This is a genomic window from Bacillus sp. EKM501B (assembly GCF_011800505.1).
Taxonomy (GTDB): Bacteria; Bacillota; Bacilli; order Bacillales; family Bacillaceae_G; genus Bacillus_A; species Bacillus_A cereus.
In genome coordinates this window covers 1-26,368 of sequence record NZ_JAALFZ010000017.1, presented here as the reverse complement: position 1 = coordinate 26,368, position 26,368 = coordinate 1, and the positions used below count along the sequence as shown (strand labels likewise).

The window sequence follows — 26,368 nt, the reverse complement described above, 5'->3', positions numbered from 1 at the left end:
TCAGTGATTACTAAACTTAAAGACCGAATAACAACTTCGCAAGCAGTTGTTATTATTGTAAATTACATACTTGGGACAGGAATCCTCACTTTGCCCAGAGCATCTGTGGAAAAAGTGAAAACACCAGATGTATGGCTAAGTGTGATATTAGGTGGAATACTGGCAATGGTTTCAGGAGTAATTATGGTCAAATTAAGTCAGCAGTTTCCAGAAAAAACATTTTACCAATACAGTCAAGATATTGTAGGGAAATGGATAGGCAGATTACTTAGTTTTCTTATTATAGGGTATTTTCTTACAACTTCAGCATTTCAAATTCGTTCAATGGCAGAAGTAATAAGCTTTTTTTTGCTCGAAGGAACCCCCACATGGGCTATTGTTATGCCTTTTATGTGGATAGGTCTCTATTTGATTATGAGTGGTATTAATTCAATTGCACGGATGTTTGAAATAATATTTCCTATTACTGTTTTTATTTTTTTAATCATTTCCTTTATGAGCATCGGAATATTCGAGATAGATAATCTCCGTCCCGTATTAGGTTTGGGAATTAAACCAGTATTAGATGGGATAAAAACAACGTCTCTCGCATATACAGGTCCTGAAATTATGTTAATTCTTTTGGTATTTATGGAACAACGAAATAAAGCAGTAAAAGCTATTTTAGTTGGAATTTCTATTCCGTTAATCTTTTATGTAATAACTGTTGTAATGGTCATTGGTGCATTATCAATTGATGGGGTTGTAACAAGAACATGGCCGACAATTGATCTTATGCGCAGTTTTGAAATTTCTGGATTGATATTTGAACGTTTTGAATCTTTATTGCTTGTAATATGGATTATGCAAATATTTGCTACCTATACGATTAGTTATTATGCAGCTGCATTAGGATTAGCACAACTCTTTAAAAAGAGAATTCATCCGTTTATTTTTGCTTTGATTCCAATCATTTACATCATTGCTATGACTTCGAAAAATATAAATGACTTGCTTAAATTGGGGGATATGCTCGGTAATGCTGCTTTATTTTTATTTGGTTTACTGCCACTGCTTCTTCTTATTATTACGCGATTAAAAGGAGGAGTAGTGTGAAAAATAAATTTAATTATATGCGGTTCTATTTGACTTTGTTATGGACGCTTTTGCTTCTATTTTTAACAGGATGTTGGAGCAGTAAAGAAGTAGAAGAGTTGAGTTTAACTGCAGGTATAGCACTAGATAAAGGGAAGGATTCAACAATTGAGAAAGAGGATGAGGAAGGAGGTTATCCTAAAAGAAATCTTATAACAGCTACTTATCAAATTGTTAGTTCGCAAGCACAAAGTAAAGGAAATGGACAACAAAAACGTTATATAAATGTTTCTGAGACCGGTGATTCCATTCATCAAATTGTTCGTGAGTTTTCATTGAAAAGAGAGAGCACAATGTTCAGCCCACATTTAAAAAACATTGTTATTAGTGATAGTCTTGTACGTACATTCAGTTTAGAACAATTACTTGAACAGTATCTCCGTGACAATGAAGTTCGGCTTAGCTGTATGCTCTTAATTAGCAAGGGTCTAGCGAAGGAGGTACTGGAATCAAACAAAAAAGGAGAAATCCCAGCATTTCGTTTGTCTGGAATTGCAGATAATAGAAATAGAACAACAAGGATTTTACCTCCTGTATCGCTCGCTAAATTGGAAGGAAAGATGCGGTCAGGGTCCAGTTTTCTTTTGCAAAATGTAATCTCGATAAAAGGGGAAACAAAATTTGCAGGAGCTGCTGTAATTAAAGGGAAGACAAAAAAGTTGATGGGCTTTTTAAATGAACAGGAATTGGAAGGAGTAGTATGGATAAATGGAAAAAGGAATGGTGGTGTGGTAAAAACTTTTGATAAAGAATCAAAGAAACTCATTATATACGAAATAAAGTCAATAAAAAGCAAAATCATACCACATGTTAATGGAAATAATATTTCCTTTGATGTAAACATTGAATCAGAAGGACGTTTGTCTGAAAATTGGATGCAATCAGGAAAAAAATTTAAAAATAAATTTTTAAAAAGGGAAGAAAAAGCTATTGAAAAAGAAGTAAAGCACTTAGTACATCATGTTACAAAAAAAATACAAAAAGAATATCAAGTCGATATTGCGGGTTTTGGCAACCAATTAAGAATTAAACACCCGAGAACATGGGAGAAAGTTAAAAAAGATTGGGATCAAACATTTAGTAAAGTACCGATTAAATATCATATAAATGTAACTATACAAGATTATGGAGCGTCAAGTTTAAAACGATGAGATACTTTAATTGAAATTATATTTACATCAAAACAAAAAGTTATAAAAGTTTTAATTTGAAAATTTTTGTAACTTTTTGTTTTTTTATGTCCTTCTTATTATAGATTAAAGAAATGATTTTATCCCGCTATTTGCCGGGCAGTAAGACCCACACCTCAAAATTCAGCGAAAGCAAAGAAGTTATTAGAGGTATATGTAAGCTCTATATAGGAAGGAGAATTTTGAAATTCTATTGATAAACCAAGTAATTGTAATAGCCCTTATTTAGAATAATAATTTCAAGATCAATAAAATTTAGAGTAGAAGGAGCAAGAGCAAATTATTATGAATAAACAAATAGGATTCATCGGATGTGGAAACATGGGTATTGCTATGATAGGTGGGATGATTAAAAAAAATATAGTTTCTCCAGATCAAATAATTTGTTCAGATTTAAATGTCATTAATTTAAAAAATGCTAGTAATGAATATGGCATAACTATAACTACTAACAACAATGAAGTCGCTAACAGCGCTGACATTTTAATTTTATCAATCAAACCAGATTTATACTCATCGGTAATTAACCAAATAAAAGATCAAATAAAAAATGATGTAATCGTTGTAACTATTGCTGCAGGGAAAAGTATTAAGAGCACTGAGAATGAATTTGGTAGAAAGTTAAAAGTTGTTAGAGTAATGCCTAATACACCGGCACTTGTTGGAGAAGGAATGTCTGCGTTATGTTTTAATGAAATGGTTACAGAAAAAGATATAAAAGAGGTACTGAACATATTTAATATTTTCGGCCAGACGGAGGTCATAAATGAAAAACTAATGGATGTTGTTACATCTATTAGTGGTTCTTCTCCAGCATATGTGTATATGTTTATAGAAGCCATGGCAGATGCTGCTGTACTTGGCGGTATGCCGAGAAAACAAGCTTATAAATTTGCGGCTCAGGCTGTATTAGGTTCTGCAAAAATGGTATTGGAAACAGGAATACATCCAGGTGAATTGAAGGATATGGTTTGTTCTCCAGGTGGAACGACGATAGAGGCTGTAGTAACGCTAGAAGAAAAAGGTTTAAGAACAGCTATCATTTCAGCTATGAAACGTTGTACGCAAAAATCTATGGAAATGTCTAGTTTAACTAGTAAGTGAGAAGCGAATTTATATAATATTTTAAATCTATTTAATGTAAAAGAAATATTATGAGGCTAGTTAATAACTAAGTAAATTTATATACAACACTAACGAGAAGAATAAACCTTATTTTAAAGGGGATACAGAAAATATGAGTAATTTACTAAAAAAGAAATCCGTTACACAATTGTTAGAGCATAATCAAAGCAAGACTTTAACGAAAACATTAGGAGCATTTGATTTAATTATGTTAGGGGTAGGCTCGATAGTTGGAACGGGCGTTCTTGTGTTAACTGGATTAGTAGCAGCAAGAAATGCTGGCCCAGCAGTTGTTTTTTCATTTATACTTGCAGCAATTATATGTGGATTTATAGCATTATGTTACGCGGAAATTGCTTCTACACTCCCGGCGTCTGGTAGTGTATATACATACTCATATGCAACAATTGGTGAGTTTGTTGCTCATCTAGTAGGTTGGTCATTGCTATTAATATATATGGTGGCAACAGCGGCTGTCGCTGCTGGATGGACAGGCTATTTCCACAATTTAATAAAGGGATTTGGATTAGAGATACCTAAAGCTCTAGTAACGATTCCTTCGCATGGTGGTATTGTGAATCTACCAGCAGTAATCATTACATTGATATTAGCATGGATGTTATCCCGTGGTACGAGGGAAAGTAAACGAATCAATAATACAATGGTATTGATTAAAATTGGAATGATTTTGTTGTTTATTACGGTTGGTATATTCTATGTAAAACCAATAAACTGGATACCAATTGCACCATACGGTTTAAGTGGAGTTTTTACGGGTGGAGCAGCTATTTTATTCGCTTTTACGGGTTTTGATATATTAGCAACTTCAGCAGAAGAAGTAAAAGATCCGAAACGTAATCTTCCGATCGGTATTATTGCATCATTAATCATATGTACAATTATTTATGTTATGGTATGTCTTGTTATGACAGGAATGGTTTCCTATAAAGAATTAAATGTTCCTGAGGCGATGGCTTATGTAATGGAAGTTGTAGGACAAGGAAAAGTCGCTGGTGCAATTGCTGCAGGTGCTGTAATTGGCCTTATGGCTGTTATTTTTTCCAATATGTATGCGGCAACACGAGTATTCTTTGCAATGAGTCGTGATGGATTGTTACCGAAATCATTTGCGAAAGTTAATAAGAAAACTGGAGCACCCACTTTTATAACTGGATTGGCAGGAATAGGGAGCTCTATAATAGCTGGGTTTATTGATTTGAAAGAATTAGTTAATTTAGTTAATATCGGTAGTTTGGTGACGTTTGCGTTAGTTTGTCTATCAGTTATTATTCTACGTAAATCACACCCAAATTTAAAACGTGGATTTATGGTACCTTTTGTACCTGTATTACCATGCGTTGCAATTGTATGCTGTGTGTTTTTAATGCTAAATTTACCGTTAAGGACATGGGCGTACTTTAGTATTTGGATTACTATTGGGGTAGTAATATATTTCCTTTATTCGATAAAACACAGTAATTTAAATGAGGAAACGATCTCGAAATTACATGATAAAATTGCGAGATAATAACGATAGAAAATTTTATTAATAATCATATTGATAGTTGAGGAACATAGAAACAGTTTTTTGACATTTAGCAAGAGATAAAATAAGAGATGCTAGGGCAGCTAAGTACTTTTTTAGAAACCTTGCTTGTTTTTTACGATTTAAAACTGCTAAGGAGAGAGAAGTATGAGTGAATTGCATTTTATGAGTATAGAAGAATTAGATAATAAATTGAAAAAATCTGACAGTGGTATTTATTTCATTAAAGATTATAATGACAATATTATTTATGTAGGCAAGGCTTTTAGTATAAAAAGTAGAGTATTAGCTCATTTTAATAGTTATTCCAATATTGAGGAATATGTCCATTTATTTAATAAAGTAGCGTATCTCATTGAAGATAGTTTGTTAAAACGCTCATTGTTACAAGTTACTTATATGATTAAATATAAACCAGTATTAAACAAAGAAGTACAAAAAGAATTCCCAGAGTTGTATACTCAATACATTAAGCAGACAAATAAAAAATCTATGTTGTTAGAAATTGATGAAGCTAAAGAAAAAGGGGATGAGTTAAAGAATAAATTAGTAAAATTAGTGGGTGGAAAAACTATGTTTTATGACATAATTTCTCTGTTAAACAATGGATATAACTATCATGTCCTCGCAAAAGTATTGAACATAGAACTTCAAACTTTAATTATAATAAAAGAACACCGAAATAAATTCCCGATACCACATAATTATAAAAGGACAATAAAACATCAAGATATAATGTATGCTTTATCTGGAAAAAAGAATTTAAGTACTTCAAGGTTAAACACTTAACTTTAAAATAGTAAATTCGTTGCTTTTGTAGCTTTTATTGTTATATTGAAATGCAATGTACATTTGTTTTTCAAATTTAATTGGTGGAATAAGGGAAAGGAAAGGGTTTCTATAAAAATACTGGAATAAATTAGGTTGCTCATGCATAAATAGCATAATTAGGTACATGTTATTTATAAATATTCAAAGATGCGAAAGTAATACAAATGAAATTCTTATTTCTGCTACTACAAGTACTATTGAGCAAATGAAGTATAAAATTGCTTTTGAACTAGGAGTCACACTGGGACCTGATACATCACATCATCTGCAAATGGTTCGGATCGGTGGAGAGATTACAAAACGCTTAGTTCGAATGGCTGAAAAACAGTTAACAGGTCAATACAGAGTACACTAAGAAAATAATCCGTATATATGGATTATTTTTCCTTTAATTTACAAAAAAATAAATTTCGAAATTGAAAAAACCTCTCAGATTCCTTTGTAATAAACTTTTTTAGTTGTGTTAATGACATAGGTATCAAAAGATAATCAACCCGATACGAACGATGTGCGAGCCCTTAAAAGAGTTTTGGTGTTATTTGTAATTTTAATTTCATAATACTTAAGCCGATATAATAAAATGTTTTATGTCTAAATTGATATAAAGTAATAATTATTAAGTGATATTTCTTTTTTATAGAATAAGTAAAAACTGATATTGTAGTAATTACTGTTTTGAGGTCAATTTACTGTGCACCTTAATTATTGAAGTTTTTTTGTTGATTAACAACTATTGTATTTGGAAATTAATAATAAGTTTATCCCGCTATTTGCCGGGCAGTAAGACCTCCACCTCAAAATTCAGCCGAAGCCAAAGAAGTTAGGTGGGGGGCGGGCTGCCCGTAAAAGCCCGATTGGTGAGAGCTAATAATCAGTGGGGGATGAACAAAACCCCCACTGATTAAAGTTTCACTTTATGTGATGCGGTAATAAAACTATCTAGTTTGCTATTCTTAGTATTTGTAAAGTCTATATATTTTTCCTCTTTTGTGGAAAGTAAAACTATTGTTACGACCAGTAATATAGTGTCATGTTTTTGAATATTCCATTCGTTTTTTATTTTTAGTTGATGAAAAGACCTTTCTCTCAATTAAATATTTAATTGAGTACTTGAATTTCCTCCACCTTGTACTTTTCAAAGCATAGTGCTTCAAAAATAGCCGTATTGCTTTCATCTGTTTCCAATTTCACAACTTCTTTATTATCTTTTTCTAAAATTTGGAGCAAAATAGTTTTTCAGTTTCACATTTAAATTAGCAGTATTTATTTTTTGAATTCAATTTGTATAAATGATTGAATTGGAACTTTGACTGTTGTTTCTTGCGGTGGTACAGTATCTCCTGTTACTTTCGCTTTATTTTAAATCTTTTTCCAGCTTGGTCCTCGCATTGACTACCACTGTATTTTGAAGTACTTCACTGTTTTCTCAAGTTCAATAATTATATTTTGTAGAATTAAGAAAAGAACTTAGTGTATTTCCTTTACGTATCTACTCTGCTATTTAGATGCTAACTACAATTAAATAATATATGATTTTTATAAAAAAGATATAGTAATATTTTGTTGTGAATTGTACTAATTTGATATTTTATAGTATTATTTGTCGTGAATTATATATAACAAAATATATTTTATGGATCTATAAAGGAGAATGTAATGAATACTTCTATCGATATACAACACTTGTGTGATCTTGCACATAAAGCATTTAATGCCCCTGTACATATTTTATCTGCAGACAGAAAAATTTTATATCATTCTACATCTGATAATGTTTGTAGTCCTTTTTATTCTTCAAAAGAAGAACATCTTAGTGATATTTATCAAGAAAACGATCCCTGTAACTTGCCACTTTTTCGAAGCAACAACTATCTTGAAAATTTTGTTCTAATTCATATAGAAAATCATGATGATATTAAAGGGACTATTATAATCGGTCCTACTATACATTCAAAAGATTCAGATGATATGATCATAAAATTTCAGAAAGAATTTAAATCAAATGATAACATTCAAGAAAGACTTGCCTATTATCAGTGTTTATCTGAGATTAAAAAAACTACATTAATTGATATGGGAATTTTATTACATTACATGATTTTCAATGAAAAGTTAGATGTAGATATTGTCTTGGAAAAAAATAAAGTACTAGAGGAAACTCCTAATAAAAATGTGAAACCTGATTTATATATTTTAAAACGTCGACAAAATAAACCTAAAACGCACAATATGGCATTAGTAAATGATTTCTTTTCGACTATCAAAGAAGGAAATAAAAAAAAGTTAATACAGTATATGTATGCGGTTTCGCAAGAAGATGTTGAACTTATGCTAGTAGAGGATCCGCTCAGGAATCAAAAAAACCTTGGAATTATTGCGATTACCTTAGCCACTCGATATGCAATAGAAGGAAATCTGCCACCAGATATTGCTTTTGCCCATAGTATTTTATATATACAAACCCTAGAACAATTAGATAATGTAGAATCTGTAAAGCGATTATCAGGGGACGCTTTACGTACCTTTGCAGATCGTGTGAAAGAATACAATGCAAAAAAGTATTCTTACGCGGTTACTACATGTATAAAACATATTAATAAAAATGTTTACGATGGAATATCTCTGAATGAACTTGCTAATCATTTAGAAATTACGCCTACTTATCTGTCTAAACTATTTAAAAAAGAAATGGGAATTACTTTAAGCGAATATATTCAAAGGGAACGAGTGGAAGAAGCAAAGAAATTATTAACCCTCACTACTTATTCGTTATCAGATATCTGTGCTTGGCTTAACTTTAATGACCAAAGTTATTTTATAAGAGTTTTCAAAAAAATCACTAGCATGACTCCTAGGCAGTACCGTGAAAAATATACAATAATATAAGCTTGTTATTTGCTGTCTCCAATGTAAAGACTTAAACATGGGTGTAAGTATCCCAAAAGATGAAAATACTGGACTTATTACTCTAGAAAGAGTTTGTGATTTGTCTAGAAAAAGAACTTGTATTCAAATAGACGTATGAGATTAACCAGATATTATCTTGTTAGCGGAACAGTTTCAATTTTTAGGAGTTAGAAAAATAATGGAGAAACAAAGTATATCTATTTTTTAAATAACAATCATGTGCTGAATTTATCCCGCTATTTGCCGGGCAGTAAGACCTCCATCTAAAAATTCAGCGAAAGCAAAGAAGTTAGGTGGGGGGCGGGCTGCCCGTAAAAGCCCGATTGGTGTGGGCTAATAATCAGTGGGGATGAACAAAACCCCCACTGATTAAAGTTGCACTTTATCGGTATAGTTCTGAATCAGATAAACTAGTCTGATGTCAGCTCAAACAAATAGCTCTTGAAGACTTTATAAACACATATGTGAGCAAAAGCTCAATGGAAATCTTTGTACCATATTGTTAATTTGAAAAAATACACTAACCGTTATTTTGCTAAAGGAAATAAAAAGACAGAAGGCTGCAAAGTGTTCCAAGGAAGCTTTGTAGCTTTTTTGTAATTTAAAACCTATGTTTATAACGAAGATAAGTTTATAGACTAATATCTTCATACTGGATATTTATTAATAATGATATTAGGATTTTTGTGAAAAATCAATAATATAACATATATTACTAAATATATCTACATTTTATGCAATTATACATAACTAAATAAAGGTAAAAAAGTATAAAAAGACCTATTATATTATTCTATAAGTATTTTTTCTAAAATAAAATTTCTTGGTTGAGCTAAAATAGTTATTTTTAACCGTATACACATTAATTTGTAATCATTCCAATTACAGAAATGAAATTTACGAATAACTATATTTATATAATTTTTTTCGGTTCATATTTTTATTTAACAGTAAATTATCGAGCTTAATCGACAAAATTTTTCTATTTACGCATTAAAAATTTAATGTTTTAATGAACAACATAACTGGTATGACCAGACAGAAAGGAGAAGGTTACGCTAATAGGAATTATAGTGAAGTTGTAAGTAAAATTATGTCTTTAATAATTTTCTAAATAGTCAATTCATTTACAAGAGGTCAAGAATCAAATTGGTAATAAACGTGTTCTAAGTTTCTGCGTAACAAAAGTGAAGTTATTCCGCAATAAAAGTATAAGCAATGTACAGTATAATTTCATCTTTTGTTGTCTAGTAAGGAGTTTGCTGACAAAACTAAGAGGGATATTATCAAATTGAAATTAAACAATGTTATGACAAGATTAACTGTAAGCATTGGTTTATTGATCCTCACGATTCTGTAAGTTAAACCGCAACTTTAGGAAAGAATTAATAATTTACTACTCATAAGGTGCCTGATTCAAATATAGTTAATAAATTTTTGTTATTTATATTTTAAAAAATAGAGTATCGAAATGAGAGATAAATAAAATCCTTATATCCTATTAGAAGTAAAAAACAACGATATTAACGTATCTGAAAGATTTCTCCTTCTTATCCAGTTTACAAAGAGAGCGGTCGTACAAGTTATATGAATTAAGTTATAAAAACAATGGTAAAGGAGTGTACGGAATGAAAACTAAAATAATGACAGGATTTTTAATAACATCCATTGTAACTGGAGCAACTATTCCTATCAATACTCTCGCAACACCAATCGTTCAAGCAGAAACTCAACAAGAAAACATGGATATTTCTTCATCATTACGAAAATTAGGTGCGCATTCTAAATTAGTCCAAACGTATATTGATCAATCTTTAATGAGTCCTAATGTACAGCTAGAGGAAGTCCCAGCTTTAAATACCAATCAATTCCTAATCAAACAAGATATGAAGGAATGGTCATCGGAACTCTATCCACAGTTAATTCTATTAAATTCAAAAAGTAAAGGATTTGTAACAAAATTTAATAGTTATTACCCGACATTAAAATCGTTTGTAGACAATAAAGAAGATAGAGAAGGGTTTTCGGATAGACTTGAAGTACTTCAAGAAATGGCTATGACGAATCAAGAAAATGCGCAACGACAAATCAATGAATTAACAGATCTTAAATTACAGCTTGATAAAAAATTAAAAGATTTTGATACTAATGTGGCAACTGCGCAAGGCATACTAAGTACAGATGGAACAGGAAAAATAGATCAGTTAAAAAATGAAATATTAAATACCAAAAAAGCAATTCAAAATGATTTACAGCAAATTGCATTAATACCAGGGGCTTTAAATGAACAGGGATTTGCTATATTCAAAGAAGTTTATAGTCTTTCAAAAGAAATTATTGAACCGGCTGCTCAAGCAGGGGTGGCAGCGTATAACAAAGGAAAAGAAATTAACAACTCTATTTTAGAAGCGGAGAAAAAAGCGGCGCAAGAAGCGACAGAACAAGGTAAAACTGCTCTAGAGATTGAAGCAGCAAAAAAAGCAGCTCGTGAAGCAATTGAGAAAAGCAAACAAGGTGAAATAGCAGCCGCAGCCGCAGCAAAAACACAAGAGTATGACCTGATGAAGGTCATTGATACCGAAAAGATTAAGAAAACATTTGGCGTTTTTGCTGAAGTAAATAAATTAACAGCAGAACAGCGAGCATATTTAGATGATTTAGAGAAACAAAATCAAAAAATATATGATTTAACAACGAAATTATCAATAGCTGATTTACAAAAATCAATGCTTCTTCTTACACAAAATGATTTGCATACGTTTGCAAATCAAGTAGATGTAGAACTGGATCTACTAAAGCGCTATAAAGAAGATTTAAATCTAATAAAAAATAGTATTACAAAATTATCCACTAATGTTGATACAACTAACGAGCAGTCTCAAAAAGATACATTAAGACAATTAAAAAATGTAATAAGTTACCTTGAAGAACAAGTATATAAATTTTAATATTGCGTTTTTTGGTAATTCATAAAGATTATAAGCATTTAGCGAAAGAAGGAGAATAGTCATGAAAAAATTTCCATTCAAAGTATTAACTTTAGCTACATTAGCAACAGTTATAACTGCTACTACCGGTAACACTATTCATGCATTTGCACAAGAAACGACCGCTCAAGAACAAAAAGTAGGCAATTATGCATTAGGCCCCGAAGGACTGAAGAAAGCATTAGCTGAAACAGGGTCTCATATTCTAGTAATGGATTTATACGCAAAAACAATGATTAAGCAACCAAATGTAAATTTATCTAATATCGATTTAGGCTCAGAGGGGGGAGAGTTGCTCAAAAATATTCACCTTAATCAAGAGCTGTCACGAATCAATGCGAATTACTGGTTAGATACAGCGAAGCCACAGATTCAAAAAACTGCTCGTAATATTGTAAATTACGATGAACAATTTCAAAATTATTACGACACATTAGTAGAAACTGTACAAAAGAAAGATAAGGCAGGTCTAAAAGAGGGTATAAATGATTTAATTACTACAATCAATACAAATTCAAAAGAAGTTACAGATGTGATTAAGATGCTACAAGACTTCAAAGGGAAACTATATCAAAATTCTACAGATTTTAAAAATAATGTTGGTGGTCCGGATGGGAAAGGTGGATTAACTGCAATATTAGCAGGTCAACAGGCAACGATTCCACAACTTCAAGCTGAAATTGAGCAACTTCGTTCTACTCAGAAAAAACATTTTGATGATGTATTAGCATGGTCAATTGGTGGTGGATTGGGAGCAGCTATTTTAGTTATTGCAGCTATTGGAGGAGCGGTAGTTATTGTTGTAACTGGCGGTACAGCAACACCGGCTGTTGTTGGTGGACTCTCGGCTCTTGGTGCAGCTGGTATCGGTCTAGGAACAGCGGCTGGTGTCACAGCATCTAAGCATATGGACTCCTATAATGAAATTTCTAACAAAATCGGAGAATTAAGTATGAAAGCAGATCGTGCTAATCAAGCAGTTCTTTCGCTTACTAACGCGAAAGAAACATTGGCATATCTATATCAGACTGTAGATCAAGCGATATTGTCTCTAACAAATATTCAAAAGCAATGGAATACAATGGGTGCAAATTATACAGATTTATTGGATAATATCGATTCTATGCAAGACCACAAATTCTCTTTAATACCAGATGATTTAAAAGCCGCTAAAGAAAGTTGGAATGATATTCATAAAGATGCAGAATTCATTTCAAAAGATATTGCTTTTAAACAGGAGTAGAACTGAAATTTAAAACCTAAATTGGAGGAAAATGAAATGATAAAAAAAATCCCTTACAAATTACTCGCTGTATCGACGCTATTAACTATTACAACTGCTAATGTAGTTTCACCAGTAACAACTTTTGCAAGTGAAATTGAACAAACGAATAATGGAGATACGGCTCTTTCTGCAAATGAAGCGAGAATGAAAGAGACCTTGCAAAAGGCTGGATTATTTGCAAAATCTATGAATGCCTATTCTTATATGTTAATTAAGAATCCTGATGTGAATTTTGAGGGAATTACCATTAATGGATATGTAGATTTACCTGGTAGAATCGTACAAGATCAAAAGAATGCAAGGGCACATGCCGTTACTTGGGATACGAAAGTAAAAAAACAGCTTTTAGATACATTGAATGGTATTGTTGAATACGATACAACATTTGATAATTATTATGAAACAATGATAGAGGCGATTAATACAGGGGATGGAGAAACTTTAAAAGAAGGGATTACAGATTTACGAGGTGAAATTCAACAAAATCAAAAGTATGCACAACAACTAATAGAAGAATTAACTAAATTAAGAGACTCTATTGGACACGATGTTAGAGCATTTGGAAGTAATAAAGAGCTCTTGCAGTCAATTTTAAAAAATCAAGGTGCAGATGTTGATGCCGATCAAAAGCGTCTAGAAGAAGTATTAGGATCAGTAAACTATTATAAACAATTAGAATCTGATGGGTTTAATGTAATGAAGGGTGCTATTTTGGGTCTACCAATAATTGGCGGTATCATAGTGGGAGTAGCAAGGGATAATTTAGGTAAGTTAGAGCCTTTATTAGCAGAATTACGTCAGACCGTGGATTATAAAGTAACCTTAAATCGTGTAGTTGGAGTTGCTTACAGTAATATTAATGAAATGCACAAGGCGCTTGATGATGCTATTAACGCTCTTACTTATATGTCCACGCAGTGGCATGATTTAGATTCTCAATATTCGGGCGTTCTAGGGCATATTGAGAATGCAGCTCAAAAAGCCGATCAAAATAAATTTAAATTCTTAAAACCTAATTTAAATGCAGCGAAAGACAGTTGGAAAACATTACGAACAGATGCTGTTACATTAAAAGAAGGAATAAAGGAATTAAAAGTGGAAACTGTTACTCCACAAAAATAGGGAAATATTAATTCTGTTGTAAAGTGAACTAAAACATAGAAAGTCTATGATTACACTGTTAAACAGAAAAGTAATAATTAATAAATCCTTATATAACAGAAAGGCGGAGTCTCATTAAAGACTTCGCCTTTCAATTATATATAAGTATGATTCGAATAAAAAATAACCTTGTAGTTTAATTGCTTTTTTAAAATTTGCAACAGAATCGGTTAATTTGAAGCAGATTATATACATTTTCTTTAATACTTAATGATTTGAAGGCTGCTAAAGAAAGTTCAAACGATACTGATAAAAGATGTAGAACTCATTTTGAAAGACATCGCTTTTTAATAAGATTAGAACTTGAAACCATACCTTATATAGGAGGAATACGAAATGATGAAAAAAATCCCTCATAAACTACTCGCTGTATCAGCATTTTTAACTATAACAACTACTTATGCAGTCATACCACTAGAAACTTTTGCAATTGAAATTGAACAAACGAACACTGAAAATATGTCTCTTTCAGCAAATGAAGAACAGATGAAAAAAGCTTTGCAAGATGCTGGTTTATTTGCAAAAGCTATGAATGAATATTCTTATTTGCTAATTAATAATCCAGATGTGAGTTTTGAAGGAATAACTATTAATGGAAATGCAGATTTACCTAGTAAAATTGTACAAGATCAAAAGAATGCAAGAGCACATGCTGTTACATGGAATACACAAGTAAAAAAACAGCTTTTTGATACATTGACAGGCATTATAGAATACGATACAAAATTTGAAAATTATTATGAAACATTAGTAGAGGCGATCAATACTGGAAATGGAGATACTTTAAAAAAAGGGATTACAGATTTACAGGGAGGAATTCAACAAAATCAAAAGTCTGCAAAAGCATTAAAAGAAGAATTAATTCAATTAAAAAATGCTATTGGAGAAGATGTTAGAACATTTGGAAGTCATAAAGAGACATTGCAATCGATTTTAAAAAACCAAGGTGCTGATGTGGAGGCTGACCAAAAGCGTCTAGAGGACCTTTTAGGACAAGTAAAATATCAGAAAGACATAGAATCTAAGGGCTTAGACATGGTGAAAATCCCCTTTATTCCAACCTTGATTGCTGGTGGCATAATGATAGGTGATGCAAGAGGTAAGTTAGGTTGGCTAGAACCTGAATTAGAAAAATTGCGTCAGACTGTAGATTATAAAATAACATTGAATCGTGTAGTTGGAGTTGCATTTCATAATATTAGTGATATGCATAGTATGCTTGATAGTGCTATCACTGCTCTTACTTATATGTCTACGCAATGGGAGGATTTAGATTCTCAATATTCGGGTGTACTGGGACATATTGATAAAGCTGATCAAAAAGCTGATCAAAATAAATATAAATTCTTAACCCCTAGCTTGAATGCAGCGAAAAACAGTTGGAAAACATTAAAAACAGATGTTGTCACTTTGCAAGAAGGGATAAAAATTGCAGAGAAAAAAGAACAGGATTTTTTGAATCAGCTTCGTCCATCAAACGTTTTCTACTTTTATAAAAAAATTCATAACGCATACACTTTTGAAATAAAGACTGGAACAAATGCGCCAAATGCGTCTTATAAAGTTATGAATTTAACTAAAAACACTGTTCATAATATGTGGAGTGGAGGGGCTAATACTAACATGTGGGCTGATTGGCTTTCATTCAATCCAAATGATGAATTTGCGGTAGTAGCAGTAGTGGATGGTAAAGAATATGTTGTGTATAAAGACAAAGTACAAAATATAATGAACTGAATCTGAAAGTAACGAAGTAATTGGAGCTGGACAATAAACTAGACAACAAGTTAATTGAAAAATCTCCTTATATCCTAGAATATTTTGCTCAAGAAAAAGAATTTGTTCAGCGAAAAAGTAAATATTGAACAAAGGAGTTAGTTGTCTTATGTATATGGTTTTACCGAAAGGTTTCAAGTACATTACTCATACAATTATGTAGTTATCCTGAAGCATCTACAGGTGTTCTTATCGACCTTGAAGAACTACTTAGCTTCCTAAGTTGAGTGATTTTATGCAAAATTAAGTAAACGTTTTTGTACATAGATTAGTTGACATTTATATAGTTTTTTTCCATTTTTAAAGATAGTTTTGTTTTTTATGTTATTTTTCAAAAATGACTGCTGAAATTTCTATATTCATCACTCAGCATATAATCATTGTTTGATGAAATGACATACCACGTCCCTTAGAGTTTCAGACATATTACGATAAATTAAAGAAAAAAGATAATAGTAGTCAACGGTTACTATTATCTTTTTTGAACTATTTTTCATTAAAATATCTCATCTGCTGTGCCCCTTATTTACTTTTCTAGATTTTATCCTAGTTTAAAATTTATGCATTTGAACTGTTTATACAATTTGTAGGATTTTTAGCTTTTTTGTCGAATACACTTAATGCAAGGAGGGACATTACATGATTATTAAAGATTATTTCATCAACCTTTCTATTTTTTCTTTATTAGTTAGCGCAGCAATATTTATTCAAGTGTTTACAATTAATTCTAGTCGATATTTTGAAAAGCTCTATGGAGGGATTATTGCAGTTACGTTAATGTTCTTTTCTTTTCCATACATGGGATTTTCCTACGATCTTCGAGTTGTTCCTCTTATTCTATCTTTTATTTACTTTGGTCGTATTGCTGGTTGGATTACGTTAATTAGCATAATTGTAATGCGTATCTTTTACACAGGAGGGTACTGGGAACCTCCTGTGATTGCTTATTTAGGTATGGGGATTCTATTTTCTACCTTTAAAACTTATTTTAAAAAACTACATCCTTTTAAAAGTGCATCGTTATATTTTTCTGTTTTTATTGGAATAAAGTGGTTAGTTGGCGTATTATTTAATACTACATTACTTTACACAGGAGGCTTATTATATATAGCGTTAGGACTTTTAATTGGGCTATTTCTTATGGAAGCCTACCAGAGATTGTATTATTTAACACAGGACTTATCTAAAATGAATCGAGAATTAAAAAAATCGAAGCAAGAACTTGCAGATACCGTACATGAGCTTCAAGGAGGAATTTTTAAATTTAAAAAAGTGGGTAAGCACTTTATACACACTTTATGTGATGGACAGTTTTATTATCAAAACGGATTTTATTCTGAACAGGTGGTAGGAAAAAGCTTACGTACTATTGATGCTTCTATTGTTCCTCCACATTTAGTTCCACAATTGATGAAGTACTATCTTCAGGCATGGGAAGGAAAAGAAATTATATTTGAATTACCTTGGCCAAATGATAAAACTATTATTCTTATTGCGCTTAGGCCGATTAAACGAAATGGACAAGTTATTGAAGTTGTTGGTTCTACAGTTGATATAACCGAAAGGAAAAAGGTAGAATCAGAATTAAGCGCTACCAAAGAATTATTGGAATCATTTATAAAGCACAATCTAGATGCTATTACCATTTCTGATCGAGAAGGGCATATTTTACAAGCGAATAAAGCTTATGAAAAGATATTTGGGTGGTCATCACAAGAAATCATAGGTAAAAGATTACCTTGTGTACCAGATTTTTTAATGGAAGAATCGCTTAAAAATATTCAGAAAATTCTAACAGGAGAATCTGTGGTTACTAGATTAGAAACCGTTAGACAAAGGAGTGATGGGAGTCTTCTTGATGTTAGTCTGACAGTTTCTCCTATACTAGATGTAAGAGGAAATGTGATAGCTTTATCAGCAATATGTAGAGACATCTCTGAAAGAAAACAAGCAGAAAGAGAACGACATCGATTACACCAGCAATTAAGAGATAGTGAAATGAAGTACCGTGCACTAATCGAACAAGCAACTGATGCGGTATATGTAGTAGAGCTGAATGAAGAAAATGCTCCAAGTCGATTTATTGAGGTAAACCCTGTTGGGTGTAGAAGGTTTGGATATAGTAGAGAAGAGTTGCTCTCATTATCATTTTCAAATATAGTACCACAAGATTCTCAAATGATCGTAAGGTTATTAGAAAAAATTAAAAAGGGACAAACTTCCTTCACTTTGCAAGATGAATATGTTTTTCCAACAGGAAAAGTAATAACAACTGAGTTTAGTGTTCGTGTTTTTAACTTAAATGGGAAAAAAGTTTTCCTAAGTATTTCTCGTGATATCACTGAACGGCTAAAAACAGAAGAATTATTACGAAAATCTGAAAAACTTGCTGTTGTAGGACAATTAGCGACTGTAATGGCTCATGAGATTAATAATCCATTAACTGCAATGAAAGGGTTCATGCAATTACTAAAATCAACGGAAAGTGAGAATAATCAGGGTTATATTAATATAGTATCATCAGAGATTGAGCGTATAGAGAGCATTACAACTGAATTTATGGCGGTAGCCAAACCACAGGTGGTAAAAATGCAACCTAATAACATTAGTGTGCTAATGGATCAAGTTTTAATGCTACTACAACCTCAAGCAATGATGAATAATATAAAAATTAAAATCGATCTTAACCCTGGTATTCCATTGATTTCATGTGAAGGAAATCAATTAAAGCAAGTATTTGTTAATATATTAAAAAATGCAATTGAATCTATGCCGATGGGAGGAGAAATTCTCATTCAATTAAATATACTTGATAATAATCAATTAAGTATTCGTTTTATCGATCAAGGGTGTGGCATTCCAAAAGAACGTATACCATACCTCGGAGAACCTTTTTATAGTATTAAAGAAGAGGGGATTGGCTTAGGGTTAATGATCTGTTATAAAATCATTGAAACACATCAGGGAAATGTATTTATTGAGAGTGAAGTGAATAAGGGAACTACAGTTGAAGTCACTCTCCCTATTTGTACACTTCAAAATTAATATGTTCTTTTACTGAAATTTTTTAAGAAACCATACAAAATGTAATGCTAATGTTACTTAATGAAATAATAAAGAGAAGAACACTGGTAAATGTACCCTATAGAATAGACACTTGAAAAAGCCTGTTATAAAAACATCCTTTCTTTAGAACCAAAAGAAAGGATGTTTTTAATATTGTAATTTTTCTTGGGGATATTTCAAATTTTTACTTGTAATACATTTTTTAACTAATTTTGGTTAAGTTAGTTAAAAAGGCATTATTTTTAATGAGCATATTGACATATAAATATCCCTCATTTTTAAAATAGAAATTTCTAAAAACTATATATAGGTTCTTTTTGAAAGGAAGGGTATTATCAATTGAAACCACATGAAAAAGTACCTGTTCACTCTATAAAATCTTTGCAGGAATTAATGCAATTACTAAAAAAATCTAAAGATTTTATAACGTTGGAGATCGCTTCAAACAAATCCTCTATAGTCATTTCATATTTTAGAACCTTAATCGATGTAAATATATTTCATGAAGAGGTTTTAACTTATATAAAAGAGAAGAGCTACGATTCATTACAAGATATTCGGTCTGTCTTACCCTTTGAAAATTCAAAAATAACAAATCAAATTGAAGATATTCAGGATAGTATTTTAAATGGCTATATACTTATTCAGTTCGATACAGATAAACTAAATTGTTTGTTAGTAAATGTGTCAAAGAAAGAAAAAAGGGATATTACAAAAGCTGAAATTGAATACAATATTGTGGGTCCGCAAATCGCATTTGTCGAAGATTTAGATGTAAATTTAAATTTAGTACGTAGAAAACTCCTAACACCTTATTTACAAATGAAGGAATTGAAAGTAGGCTCTCTCTCTAACACAACTGTTGCGATTGTATTTATAGAGGGAATTGTAAATGATCAAAATCTACAAGAAATTATAAAAAGGGTAAGTCAAATAAAAACAGACCATGTTTTGGATAGTACTTATTTGATGCAGTTAATTGCAGACAACCCAAATTCTATATTCCCTCAATTTTTGAATACAGAACGTCCGGACCGTGTGGCAGCTGTATTAGCAGAAGGGAAAATTGCACTTTTTGTAGATGGCTCGCCTTATGCCATCACTCTTCCAACAACATTAATTGATTTTTTTTCTACGACAGAAGATTACACCATGCCTTGGATTATAGCCTCTTTTTTTCGTCTATTAAGGCTTTTTGCTTTTATATTTTCTGTCTTAACGACGCCATTATATGTCTCGATCTTAACATATCATTACGAGCTTATCCCAAAAGAACTTCTTGAAACGTTAATCATATCGAGAAGTAAAGTACCTTTTCCTCCATTAATTGAAGCACTTTTTTTAGAAATAACGATTGAATTACTGAGAGAAGCAGGGGCACGTTTACCAACTAAAGTGGGTTTAACTGTCGGTATCGTAGGTGGTATTGTAATTGGACAAGCATCGGTAGAAGCAAGTCTTACAAGTAACGTACTTATTATCATTGTTGCACTTTCAGCTCTTAGTTCATTTACAGCACCAATATATCGAATTGGTAATACAATTCGAGTAATTCGTTTTCCTTTTATAATATCTGCACACCTATTGGGCTTATTAGGAATTGTTTTAACAAGTTCTTTCCTTTTAGTACGCTTATTACGTACAGAATCATTAAGACGTCCTTATTTGTTCCCTTTTTATCCTACACGTCCTACAGATTGGAAAGACAGCATTATACGTATGCCAATCTCAGCGATGTTTCGACGTCCTATTTTTTCAAGGTCTAAACAGCGTTTTCGCTTTAATCCAGAAGAGGTAGAGAAAAATAAAATCATATCACGAAATGATTTTGATGATTGAATTTAACAGGGAGGAGCATTATGAAACAGATCCCAATTGAGTATCAAGTCTCGCCATATATGGTATTTTTTTTAATTATTACTATACAGTTGGGAGTTGGTATGCTTGGTTTTGAAAGGATTAGTGCAAAATTAGTTGGAAATGATGCGTGGATTAGCACGCTACTTTTTGGAATATCTGTTAATGTTATGATTTGGATCATATATCAGATTTTAAATCAGGGTAATGGAGACATCATTGCAATCAATCAAAACGTACTTGGAAAATGGATTGGTGGATTGCTCAACTTCATTTTTTTATCCTATATTGTATTGTTAGGTGCAACAACACTACATACTTATATCGAAGTAGTACATGTTTGGATGTTTCCTTCAATTTCATCTTGGGTTATAGCAGGGGCTTTTTTGGGTCTATGTTATTACATTGTTACTGGAGGATTTCGTGTAGTTGCCGGAATCGGCTTCTTTGGAATCGTTATCCCAAGCATTCTAATCTTCACATTTTTTTATCCTTTGCAGTATGCAGATTTCCAGAATTTATTTCCAATTGCACAGCATTCATTCCTAGAAATTATGAAAGGAATGAAAGGAAATATGTTTAGTTTTTTTGGATTTGAAATGTTATTGCTGTACTACCCATTTATTAAAAAGGCAAAAACGTCTCAAAAATATGCGCACTATGCAAATTTAGTAACGACTATTGTCTACACATACCTTATGATTTTAACTCTTGCATTTTTTAGTGAAAAACAACTAGCGAGTGCGATATGGGCATATTTAAGCATGATTAAAATTATACAATTTCCCTTTATAGAGCGGTTTGAATACATTATTGTTTCTGTTTGGGCTTTTTTTATATTACCCAATGTTTCCTTTACATTATGGGGAGTAAGTCGTGGTATAAAAGAGGCACTGGGAATAAAGCAAAAATATGTTTTGCCAGTTATCATCCTATTCATCTTTGTTTTATCATTTTTCTTGAATAATCGTAATAAAATTAACTTATTAAATACTTGGACAGGTCAAATGGGCTTTGTATATATATATGTATACCTACCTGTACTATGGCTAATTCAAACGGCCAAAATAAAGTTAAGGAGATAAACATGAAGCGATGGATACTTTTCCTTATATTAAGTGTCTTCTTAATAGGTTGTGCTAAAACGAAAATTGTGGATGACATTGACTTAGTTCAAGTTGCGGCATATGATACCGAAGCAGAAGGTAAGCTAAAAGGAACCTTTGCGATTTCAGCTTATAAAGGAGGCGGGGAAGGTGAAACAAAAATCTATTCAGCATCAGGCCAGACTGGTAGAGAAGTTCTTGCAAGAGCATCCGAAAAATCTTCTGGACCTCTAGAGTTGGGGCAATTGCGTGTTATTATATTTAATGAAAAAATAATTGAAAAGGGAATGCAGGAAATTTTAGAGACTTTGAACCGAAATCCTAGTGTAGGAAATGCAATTTATTTAGCAATTACAAATGTAAAAGGGGAATCACTATTAAAGGGGAACTATTCTAAAGAAAAAGAAATTGCTTCCTATCTATCCTCTTTACTGGAGCAAAATATGGACAATGGAACGCAGCCCAAAACAAATTTTTTTATGTTTTTAAACCAACTTAATGATGATGCGAGAGATTCCTATTTACCGATAATATCTAAAAAAGGTAACGTGTTGGAGTTAGATGGAATAGCACTTTTTAAAAGATGTAAAATGGTTGATAAAGTGAACCCTAAAGATTTATTTGTATTTAAATTGTTGACAGATAATTTTAAACAAGGTACATACCAATTCAAACTACCTGGTTCTTCAAATACTTACGCTACGATAGAGAATATAAAAGCTAGAACAAAATATAAGATGGAGGGGAATAGTAAGCATCCATTCGTAAATGCTCATATTCAAGTTAAAGCTGAAATTCAAGAATTTACAAAAACAAAAAATCTAGATAATCCTAAAGAAATAAAAAAATTAGAAAAAATTATGGAAAAAGAAATAGAAAAAAAAGCAACTACATTGATAAAGAGATTTATTAAAAAAGACACAGATCCTATAGGACTTAGAAAGCTTGGTAGAACTCACGTAAGAAAATGGAACAGTCAAGAATGGGAAGAATCCTATAAAGATTTACGTTTTCGTGTAACAGCTGATGTAAAAGTAACCCAATCTGGTGTCACAGAATAAATCAAATAAGATATGGGAAATTTTAATAAAAAATATAGTCTCGCAGGAGATTAGGGAGAAGAGAAACGATTAACAAAGAATTTCATAAACATTAAGATGCTTTGTTAATCGTTTTTATACCTGTAGCTTTATCACTTATAGTAATCATAATTATAATAAAAGAACAACGAAACAAATTCCCGATACCACATAATTATAAGAGGACAATAAAGCATCAAGATATAATGTATGCTTTGTCTGGAAAAAAGAATTAAATACTTCAAGGTTAAACACTTAACTTTAAAATAGTAAATTCGTTGCTTGTAGCACTTCAACTAGACTGTGTCCCCGAAAGTTAGAAAGGTCGGTTTGTTAAGTAGCCTCTAGGGAATGAGCCTAGTACAATACCGGATTCATTCCCTTTTATTTTTCCTTGATTCTTTCATGATTATAGTACTTTATATACTTTGCTAATTCTTGTTTGAATTCTGTTATACTTTCAAATTCTCTCGATACAGAAATAGACATACAAAAACGCCATTCTTTCTTATAAATCTACAGAAAGAATGGCGTATTCTTCAAAAGTGAGTTCCTTTATTGAAAAGCTTTAGTTCTATATGACAGATAAAAGGGCAAGCAACGCTAAAATAGCGAGAAGTCCTTGTTTCATGATAATTGATTTATTGGATGTGAGATCTCCGAAAATAGCTGCTACCCCACACAAATGATGAAAAATAATTGAATCATATAACCAATGGGATTGTTTCCAAGTATAAGTCCCCAAATGAGGCCAGCTGCTAAGAATCTATTATATAAACCGTTTACAAATTAATTGTCTAAGTATTTCTAAGTTTAAAGAGTGCAGTGTCTTCGTTTTTTATTGAATTAACTTTTACATGTTGGTTCAATATTTTCTATTCTCTTGGAACTTAGTTCTCGTTTACTTCTCACAAAAGCAATAAAATCTATTATCTCTTCTGTTGACAGTGCTTCTCCATCTACTAAAAGTGTTGCATCTGGATCGTTTAGGAGTCTTGTAATATCAATTACATCTTTGTTTTGATGTGAATGTTCAATTCGACCTAATATATAATCTACAGATGTATCAAATAAATCGGCTATTTTAGATAAAGATTGTAATGAAGGTAATCTATAACCATTTTCATAACCAGCATAGGTGCTTTTCGCAATCCCAAGTCGATCTGCTGTCTCTTGTAAGGACCATTTTTGATTTTTTCTTAATTTAGATAAACGTTCCAGCATTCGTCTCATACCCCATCTAATTTTATTAAATTAATTATAGCATAGAAAAAGAATCAAGAATAGAAAAAAAGTACGCGTATTGAATACAAAATCTTGATTAATTCAAATTAAGTTCTATAATGATAAATATAAATACGCATTACGCGAACGATATATCGTTGTTTATTTTATGGAGGGGTTGTGTATGAAGAAAATTTTATTACTTGCAACTGGTGGGACAATTGCATCTGTGGAGGGGAATGAGGGGCTTGTTCCAGGATTGTCTGCTGAGGAATTATTGAATTATTTTTCGAAGTCTTCTCGAAACTTAGAAATAGATTGCAAAATCTTAATGAATATTGATAGTACCAATATGCAACCTGAGCACTGGAAAGAAATAGCTAATGCTGTTTTTAATCACTATGATGACTATGACGGGTTTGTGATTACACATGGAACGGATACGTTAGCTTATACATCTTCCGCGTTATCTTATATGCTGCAAGGTTTAAGAAAACCAGTTGTTTTAACAGGTTCACAAGTACCTATTAGTTTTAAAAAGACAGATGCAAAGAAAAATGTAGCTGATGCTCTTAGATTTGCCTGTGAGGATGTTGGCGGTGTGTTTATTGTTTTTGATAGTAGGGTGATTATTGGGACGAGAGCAGTTAAAATGCGAACAAAAAGTTATGATGCATTTGAAAGTGTGAATTATCCATATGTTGCTGAGGTAAATGAAGATGAAGTGAAATATCATTGGAAGCCAACGTCCTCCCATAATGAACTTTCAATAAATACTAATTTATGTACGGATGTTTTTCTTATGAAATTGTATCCAGGTACAAAACCAGAGATATTTGATTGTTTAAAAGATTTGTATAAAGGAATTATTATTGAAAGTTTTGGAAACGGTGGATTACCTTTTGAAGGAAGGAACTTGCTTTCGAAAATTCAAGAGTTGACTGAAATGGGGATTGCTGTAGTGATTACTACTCAATGCCTGGAAGAAGGAGAAGACATACTTCTCTATGAAGTAGGACGGAAAGTGGCACAACATCAAGTAATATTGTCTGGAGATATGAATACGGAAGCCATCATAGCAAAATTGATGTGGGCGCTTGGGAAAACTAATAAATTAGAAGAGATTAAAAAAATTATTGAAGAGCCTTTAGCCTACGATTTAACAATAAAATCTGATAAGGATTGGTAATGACTTCATATGATTTATTTAGGTTTTACATTTAATATGGGGGAGAAATTAAAATGGCAATGACAAACAAGAACGTGCGAGTGGAGAATGATTTTTTGGGAGGAAAGGAATTACCTATTGAGGCATATTACGGAATTCAGACTTTACGCGCTGTTGAAAATTTCCCGATTACAGGGTACAAAATTCATGAAAGTTTAATTAGAGCGTTCGCAATTGTAAAAAAAGCTGCAGCGCTTGCGAATACAGATGTAGGAAGATTGGAATTAAACAAGGGCGGTGCGATCGCAGAAGCTGCTCAAGAAATTCTTGATGGAAAATGGCATGATCATTTCATCGTAGATCCAATCCAAGGCGGAGCGGGTACTTCAATGAACATGAATGCAAATGAAGTCATTGCCAATCGTGCTCTTGAATTATTAGGAATGGAAAAGGGAGACTATCACTATATTAGTCCAAATAGTCATGTAAATATGGCCCAATCAACAAATGATGCATTCCCAACGGCGATTCATATCGCAACGTTAAATGCATTAGAAGGCTTATTACAAACGATGGGTTATATGCATGATGTATTTGAATTAAAAGCCGAACAGTTCGATCATGTGATTAAAATGGGACGTACACATTTACAAGACGCTGTGCCAATTCGCCTTGGACAAGAATTTAAAGCGTACTCACGTGTACTTGAACGTGATATGAAACGCATTCAGCAATCACGTCAACACTTATATGAAGTGAACATGGGAGCAACTGCAGTTGGTACAGGCTTAAATGCAGATCCAGAATATATTGAAGCAGTTGTAAAACATTTAGCTGCAATTAGTGAATTACCGCTTGTTGGTGCAGAAGATTTAGTAGATGCGACGCAAAATACGGATGCTTATACTGAAGTATCTGCAGCACTT

General features: G+C 32.0%; 19 protein-coding genes and 4 pseudogenes. 19 read left to right on the top strand and 4 right to left on the bottom strand.

Annotated elements, in window-relative coordinates:
- Positions 1 to 3 precede the first annotated feature (3 nt).
- From HFD78_RS23365 to HFD78_RS23340, 6 genes are all read left to right on the top strand, one after another.
- Positions 4 to 1,095 (top strand): spore germination protein, encoded by a 1,092-nt coding sequence (locus HFD78_RS23365; protein WP_061655832.1) that lies wholly within the window; start codon positions 4 to 6, stop codon positions 1,093 to 1,095.
- A complete protein-coding gene (locus HFD78_RS23360) occupies positions 1,092 to 2,285 on the top strand; it encodes a Ger(x)C family spore germination protein (RefSeq protein WP_000790801.1) in 1,194 nt (397 codons plus the stop codon). Before HFD78_RS23365 ends, HFD78_RS23360 begins: the two co-directional genes overlap by 4 nt.
- A 324-nt stretch (positions 2,286 to 2,609) precedes the next feature.
- Positions 2,610 to 3,428 (top strand): pyrroline-5-carboxylate reductase, encoded by an 819-nt coding sequence (gene proC, locus HFD78_RS23355; RefSeq protein ID WP_001041290.1) that lies wholly within the window; start codon positions 2,610 to 2,612, stop codon positions 3,426 to 3,428.
- A gap of 133 nt (positions 3,429 to 3,561) precedes the next feature.
- Positions 3,562 to 4,977 (top strand): amino acid permease, encoded by a 1,416-nt coding sequence (locus tag HFD78_RS23350; RefSeq protein WP_097863150.1) that lies wholly within the window; start codon positions 3,562 to 3,564, stop codon positions 4,975 to 4,977.
- Between the two features lie 165 nt (positions 4,978 to 5,142).
- A complete protein-coding gene (locus HFD78_RS23345) occupies positions 5,143 to 5,784 on the top strand; it encodes a GIY-YIG nuclease family protein (RefSeq protein WP_001292158.1) in 642 nt (213 codons plus the stop codon).
- Positions 5,785 to 5,950: 166 nt separating this feature from the next.
- Positions 5,951 to 6,181 (top strand): alpha/beta-type small acid-soluble spore protein, encoded by a 231-nt coding sequence (locus tag HFD78_RS23340; protein ID WP_000897398.1) that lies wholly within the window; start codon positions 5,951 to 5,953, stop codon positions 6,179 to 6,181.
- A 743-nt stretch (positions 6,182 to 6,924) separates the two neighbouring features.
- On the opposite strand, the gene HFD78_RS23335 is transcribed toward HFD78_RS23340, so the two are convergent.
- A complete protein-coding gene (locus HFD78_RS23335) occupies positions 6,925 to 7,053 on the bottom strand; it encodes a peptidase (protein ID WP_097863151.1) in 129 nt (42 codons plus the stop codon).
- Positions 7,054 to 7,482: 429 nt separating this feature from the next.
- On the opposite strand from HFD78_RS23335, the gene HFD78_RS23330 reads away from it, so the two are divergent.
- The 11 genes and pseudogenes from HFD78_RS23330 to HFD78_RS23285 all read left to right on the top strand — a co-directional run.
- Complete coding sequence (locus tag HFD78_RS23330) at positions 7,483 to 8,712, top strand: helix-turn-helix domain-containing protein (RefSeq protein ID WP_001097905.1); 1,230 nt, start codon at positions 7,483 to 7,485, stop codon at positions 8,710 to 8,712.
- Between the two features lie 1,649 nt (positions 8,713 to 10,361).
- Positions 10,362 to 11,681, top strand: a complete 1,320-nt coding sequence (gene hblC, locus HFD78_RS23325) for a hemolytic enterotoxin HBL lytic component L2 (protein WP_000850227.1) — start codon at positions 10,362 to 10,364, stop codon at positions 11,679 to 11,681.
- A gap of 61 nt (positions 11,682 to 11,742) precedes the next feature.
- The gene (gene hblD / locus HFD78_RS23320) at positions 11,743 to 12,963 is read left to right on the top strand and encodes a hemolytic enterotoxin HBL lytic component L1 (protein WP_000714435.1); all 1,221 of its coding nucleotides are present in this window, start codon (positions 11,743 to 11,745) and stop codon (positions 12,961 to 12,963) included.
- A gap of 36 nt (positions 12,964 to 12,999) precedes the next feature.
- Positions 13,000 to 14,127, top strand: a complete 1,128-nt coding sequence (hblA, locus tag HFD78_RS23315) for a hemolysin BL binding component B (RefSeq protein ID WP_000591969.1) — start codon at positions 13,000 to 13,002, stop codon at positions 14,125 to 14,127.
- Positions 14,128 to 14,502: 375 nt separating this feature from the next.
- A complete protein-coding gene (hblB, locus tag HFD78_RS23310) occupies positions 14,503 to 15,903 on the top strand; it encodes a hemolysin BL regulatory component HblB (protein WP_097863152.1) in 1,401 nt (466 codons plus the stop codon).
- Positions 15,904 to 15,923: 20 nt separating this feature from the next.
- Positions 15,924 to 16,151, top strand: a pseudogene (locus HFD78_RS29630) (hypothetical protein); the annotation flags it as partial.
- 430 nt (positions 16,152 to 16,581) lie between these two features.
- The gene (locus HFD78_RS23305; protein ID WP_000584305.1) at positions 16,582 to 18,987 is read left to right on the top strand and encodes a PAS domain S-box protein; all 2,406 of its coding nucleotides are present in this window, start codon (positions 16,582 to 16,584) and stop codon (positions 18,985 to 18,987) included.
- A gap of 360 nt (positions 18,988 to 19,347) precedes the next feature.
- Positions 19,348 to 20,847, top strand: a complete 1,500-nt coding sequence (locus HFD78_RS23300; RefSeq protein ID WP_000802299.1) for a spore germination protein — start codon at positions 19,348 to 19,350, stop codon at positions 20,845 to 20,847.
- 20 nt (positions 20,848 to 20,867) lie between these two features.
- Positions 20,868 to 21,950 carry a GerAB/ArcD/ProY family transporter gene (locus HFD78_RS23295; protein ID WP_000809694.1) on the top strand — a complete coding sequence of 361 codons (1,083 nt, stop codon included), beginning with the start codon at positions 20,868 to 20,870 and terminating at the stop codon, positions 21,948 to 21,950.
- Between the two features lie 2 nt (positions 21,951 to 21,952).
- Complete coding sequence (locus HFD78_RS23290; RefSeq protein ID WP_000832860.1) at positions 21,953 to 23,032, top strand: Ger(x)C family spore germination protein; 1,080 nt, start codon at positions 21,953 to 21,955, stop codon at positions 23,030 to 23,032.
- A gap of 146 nt (positions 23,033 to 23,178) precedes the next feature.
- Positions 23,179 to 23,309, top strand: a pseudogene (locus HFD78_RS23285) (excinuclease ABC subunit C); the annotation flags it as partial.
- 125 nt (positions 23,310 to 23,434) lie between these two features.
- Here HFD78_RS23285 and HFD78_RS23280 read toward each other — a convergent pair.
- The 3 genes and pseudogenes from HFD78_RS23280 to ansR form a co-directional block, all read right to left on the bottom strand.
- Positions 23,435 to 23,521: pseudogene (locus tag HFD78_RS23280) on the bottom strand (IS3 family transposase); the annotation flags it as partial.
- 103 nt (positions 23,522 to 23,624) lie between these two features.
- Positions 23,625 to 23,830, bottom strand: a pseudogene (locus HFD78_RS29625) (DUF1304 domain-containing protein); the annotation flags it as partial.
- A gap of 66 nt (positions 23,831 to 23,896) precedes the next feature.
- Positions 23,897 to 24,274 (bottom strand): HTH-type transcriptional regulator AnsR, encoded by a 378-nt coding sequence (ansR, locus tag HFD78_RS23270; RefSeq protein ID WP_000893567.1) that lies wholly within the window; start codon positions 24,272 to 24,274, stop codon positions 23,897 to 23,899.
- A gap of 184 nt (positions 24,275 to 24,458) precedes the next feature.
- Here ansR and ansA point away from each other — a divergent pair, with 184 nt between their 5' ends.
- Together ansA and HFD78_RS23260 are read left to right on the top strand one after the other, a co-directional pair.
- Positions 24,459 to 25,463 (top strand): asparaginase, encoded by a 1,005-nt coding sequence (ansA, locus tag HFD78_RS23265; protein WP_000722299.1) that lies wholly within the window; start codon positions 24,459 to 24,461, stop codon positions 25,461 to 25,463.
- A gap of 53 nt (positions 25,464 to 25,516) precedes the next feature.
- On the top strand, positions 25,517 to 26,368 hold an 852-nt coding region (locus tag HFD78_RS23260; protein WP_001251921.1), incomplete at its 3' end, for a lyase family protein.

Coding starts and splice junctions, on each gene's coding strand:
- HFD78_RS23295 (WP_000809694.1), top strand. CDS start 20,868: ATGAAACAGATCCCAATTGAGTATCAAGTCTCGCCATATATGGTATTT.
- HFD78_RS23290 (WP_000832860.1), top strand. CDS start 21,953: ATGAAGCGATGGATACTTTTCCTTATATTAAGTGTCTTCTTAATAGGT.
- HFD78_RS23345 (WP_001292158.1), top strand. CDS start 5,143: ATGAGTGAATTGCATTTTATGAGTATAGAAGAATTAGATAATAAATTG.
- ansR (WP_000893567.1), bottom strand. CDS start 24,274: ATGCTGGAACGTTTATCTAAATTAAGAAAAAATCAAAAATGGTCCTTA.
- HFD78_RS23350 (WP_097863150.1), top strand. CDS start 3,562: ATGAGTAATTTACTAAAAAAGAAATCCGTTACACAATTGTTAGAGCAT.
- ansA (WP_000722299.1), top strand. CDS start 24,459: ATGAAGAAAATTTTATTACTTGCAACTGGTGGGACAATTGCATCTGTG.
- HFD78_RS23340 (WP_000897398.1), top strand. CDS start 5,951: ATGTTATTTATAAATATTCAAAGATGCGAAAGTAATACAAATGAAATT.
- proC (WP_001041290.1), top strand. CDS start 2,610: ATGAATAAACAAATAGGATTCATCGGATGTGGAAACATGGGTATTGCT.
- hblA (WP_000591969.1), top strand. CDS start 13,000: ATGATAAAAAAAATCCCTTACAAATTACTCGCTGTATCGACGCTATTA.
- HFD78_RS23330 (WP_001097905.1), top strand. CDS start 7,483: ATGAATACTTCTATCGATATACAACACTTGTGTGATCTTGCACATAAA.
- HFD78_RS23305 (WP_000584305.1), top strand. CDS start 16,582: ATGATTATTAAAGATTATTTCATCAACCTTTCTATTTTTTCTTTATTA.
- hblC (WP_000850227.1), top strand. CDS start 10,362: ATGAAAACTAAAATAATGACAGGATTTTTAATAACATCCATTGTAACT.
- hblB (WP_097863152.1), top strand. CDS start 14,503: ATGATGAAAAAAATCCCTCATAAACTACTCGCTGTATCAGCATTTTTA.
- hblD (WP_000714435.1), top strand. CDS start 11,743: ATGAAAAAATTTCCATTCAAAGTATTAACTTTAGCTACATTAGCAACA.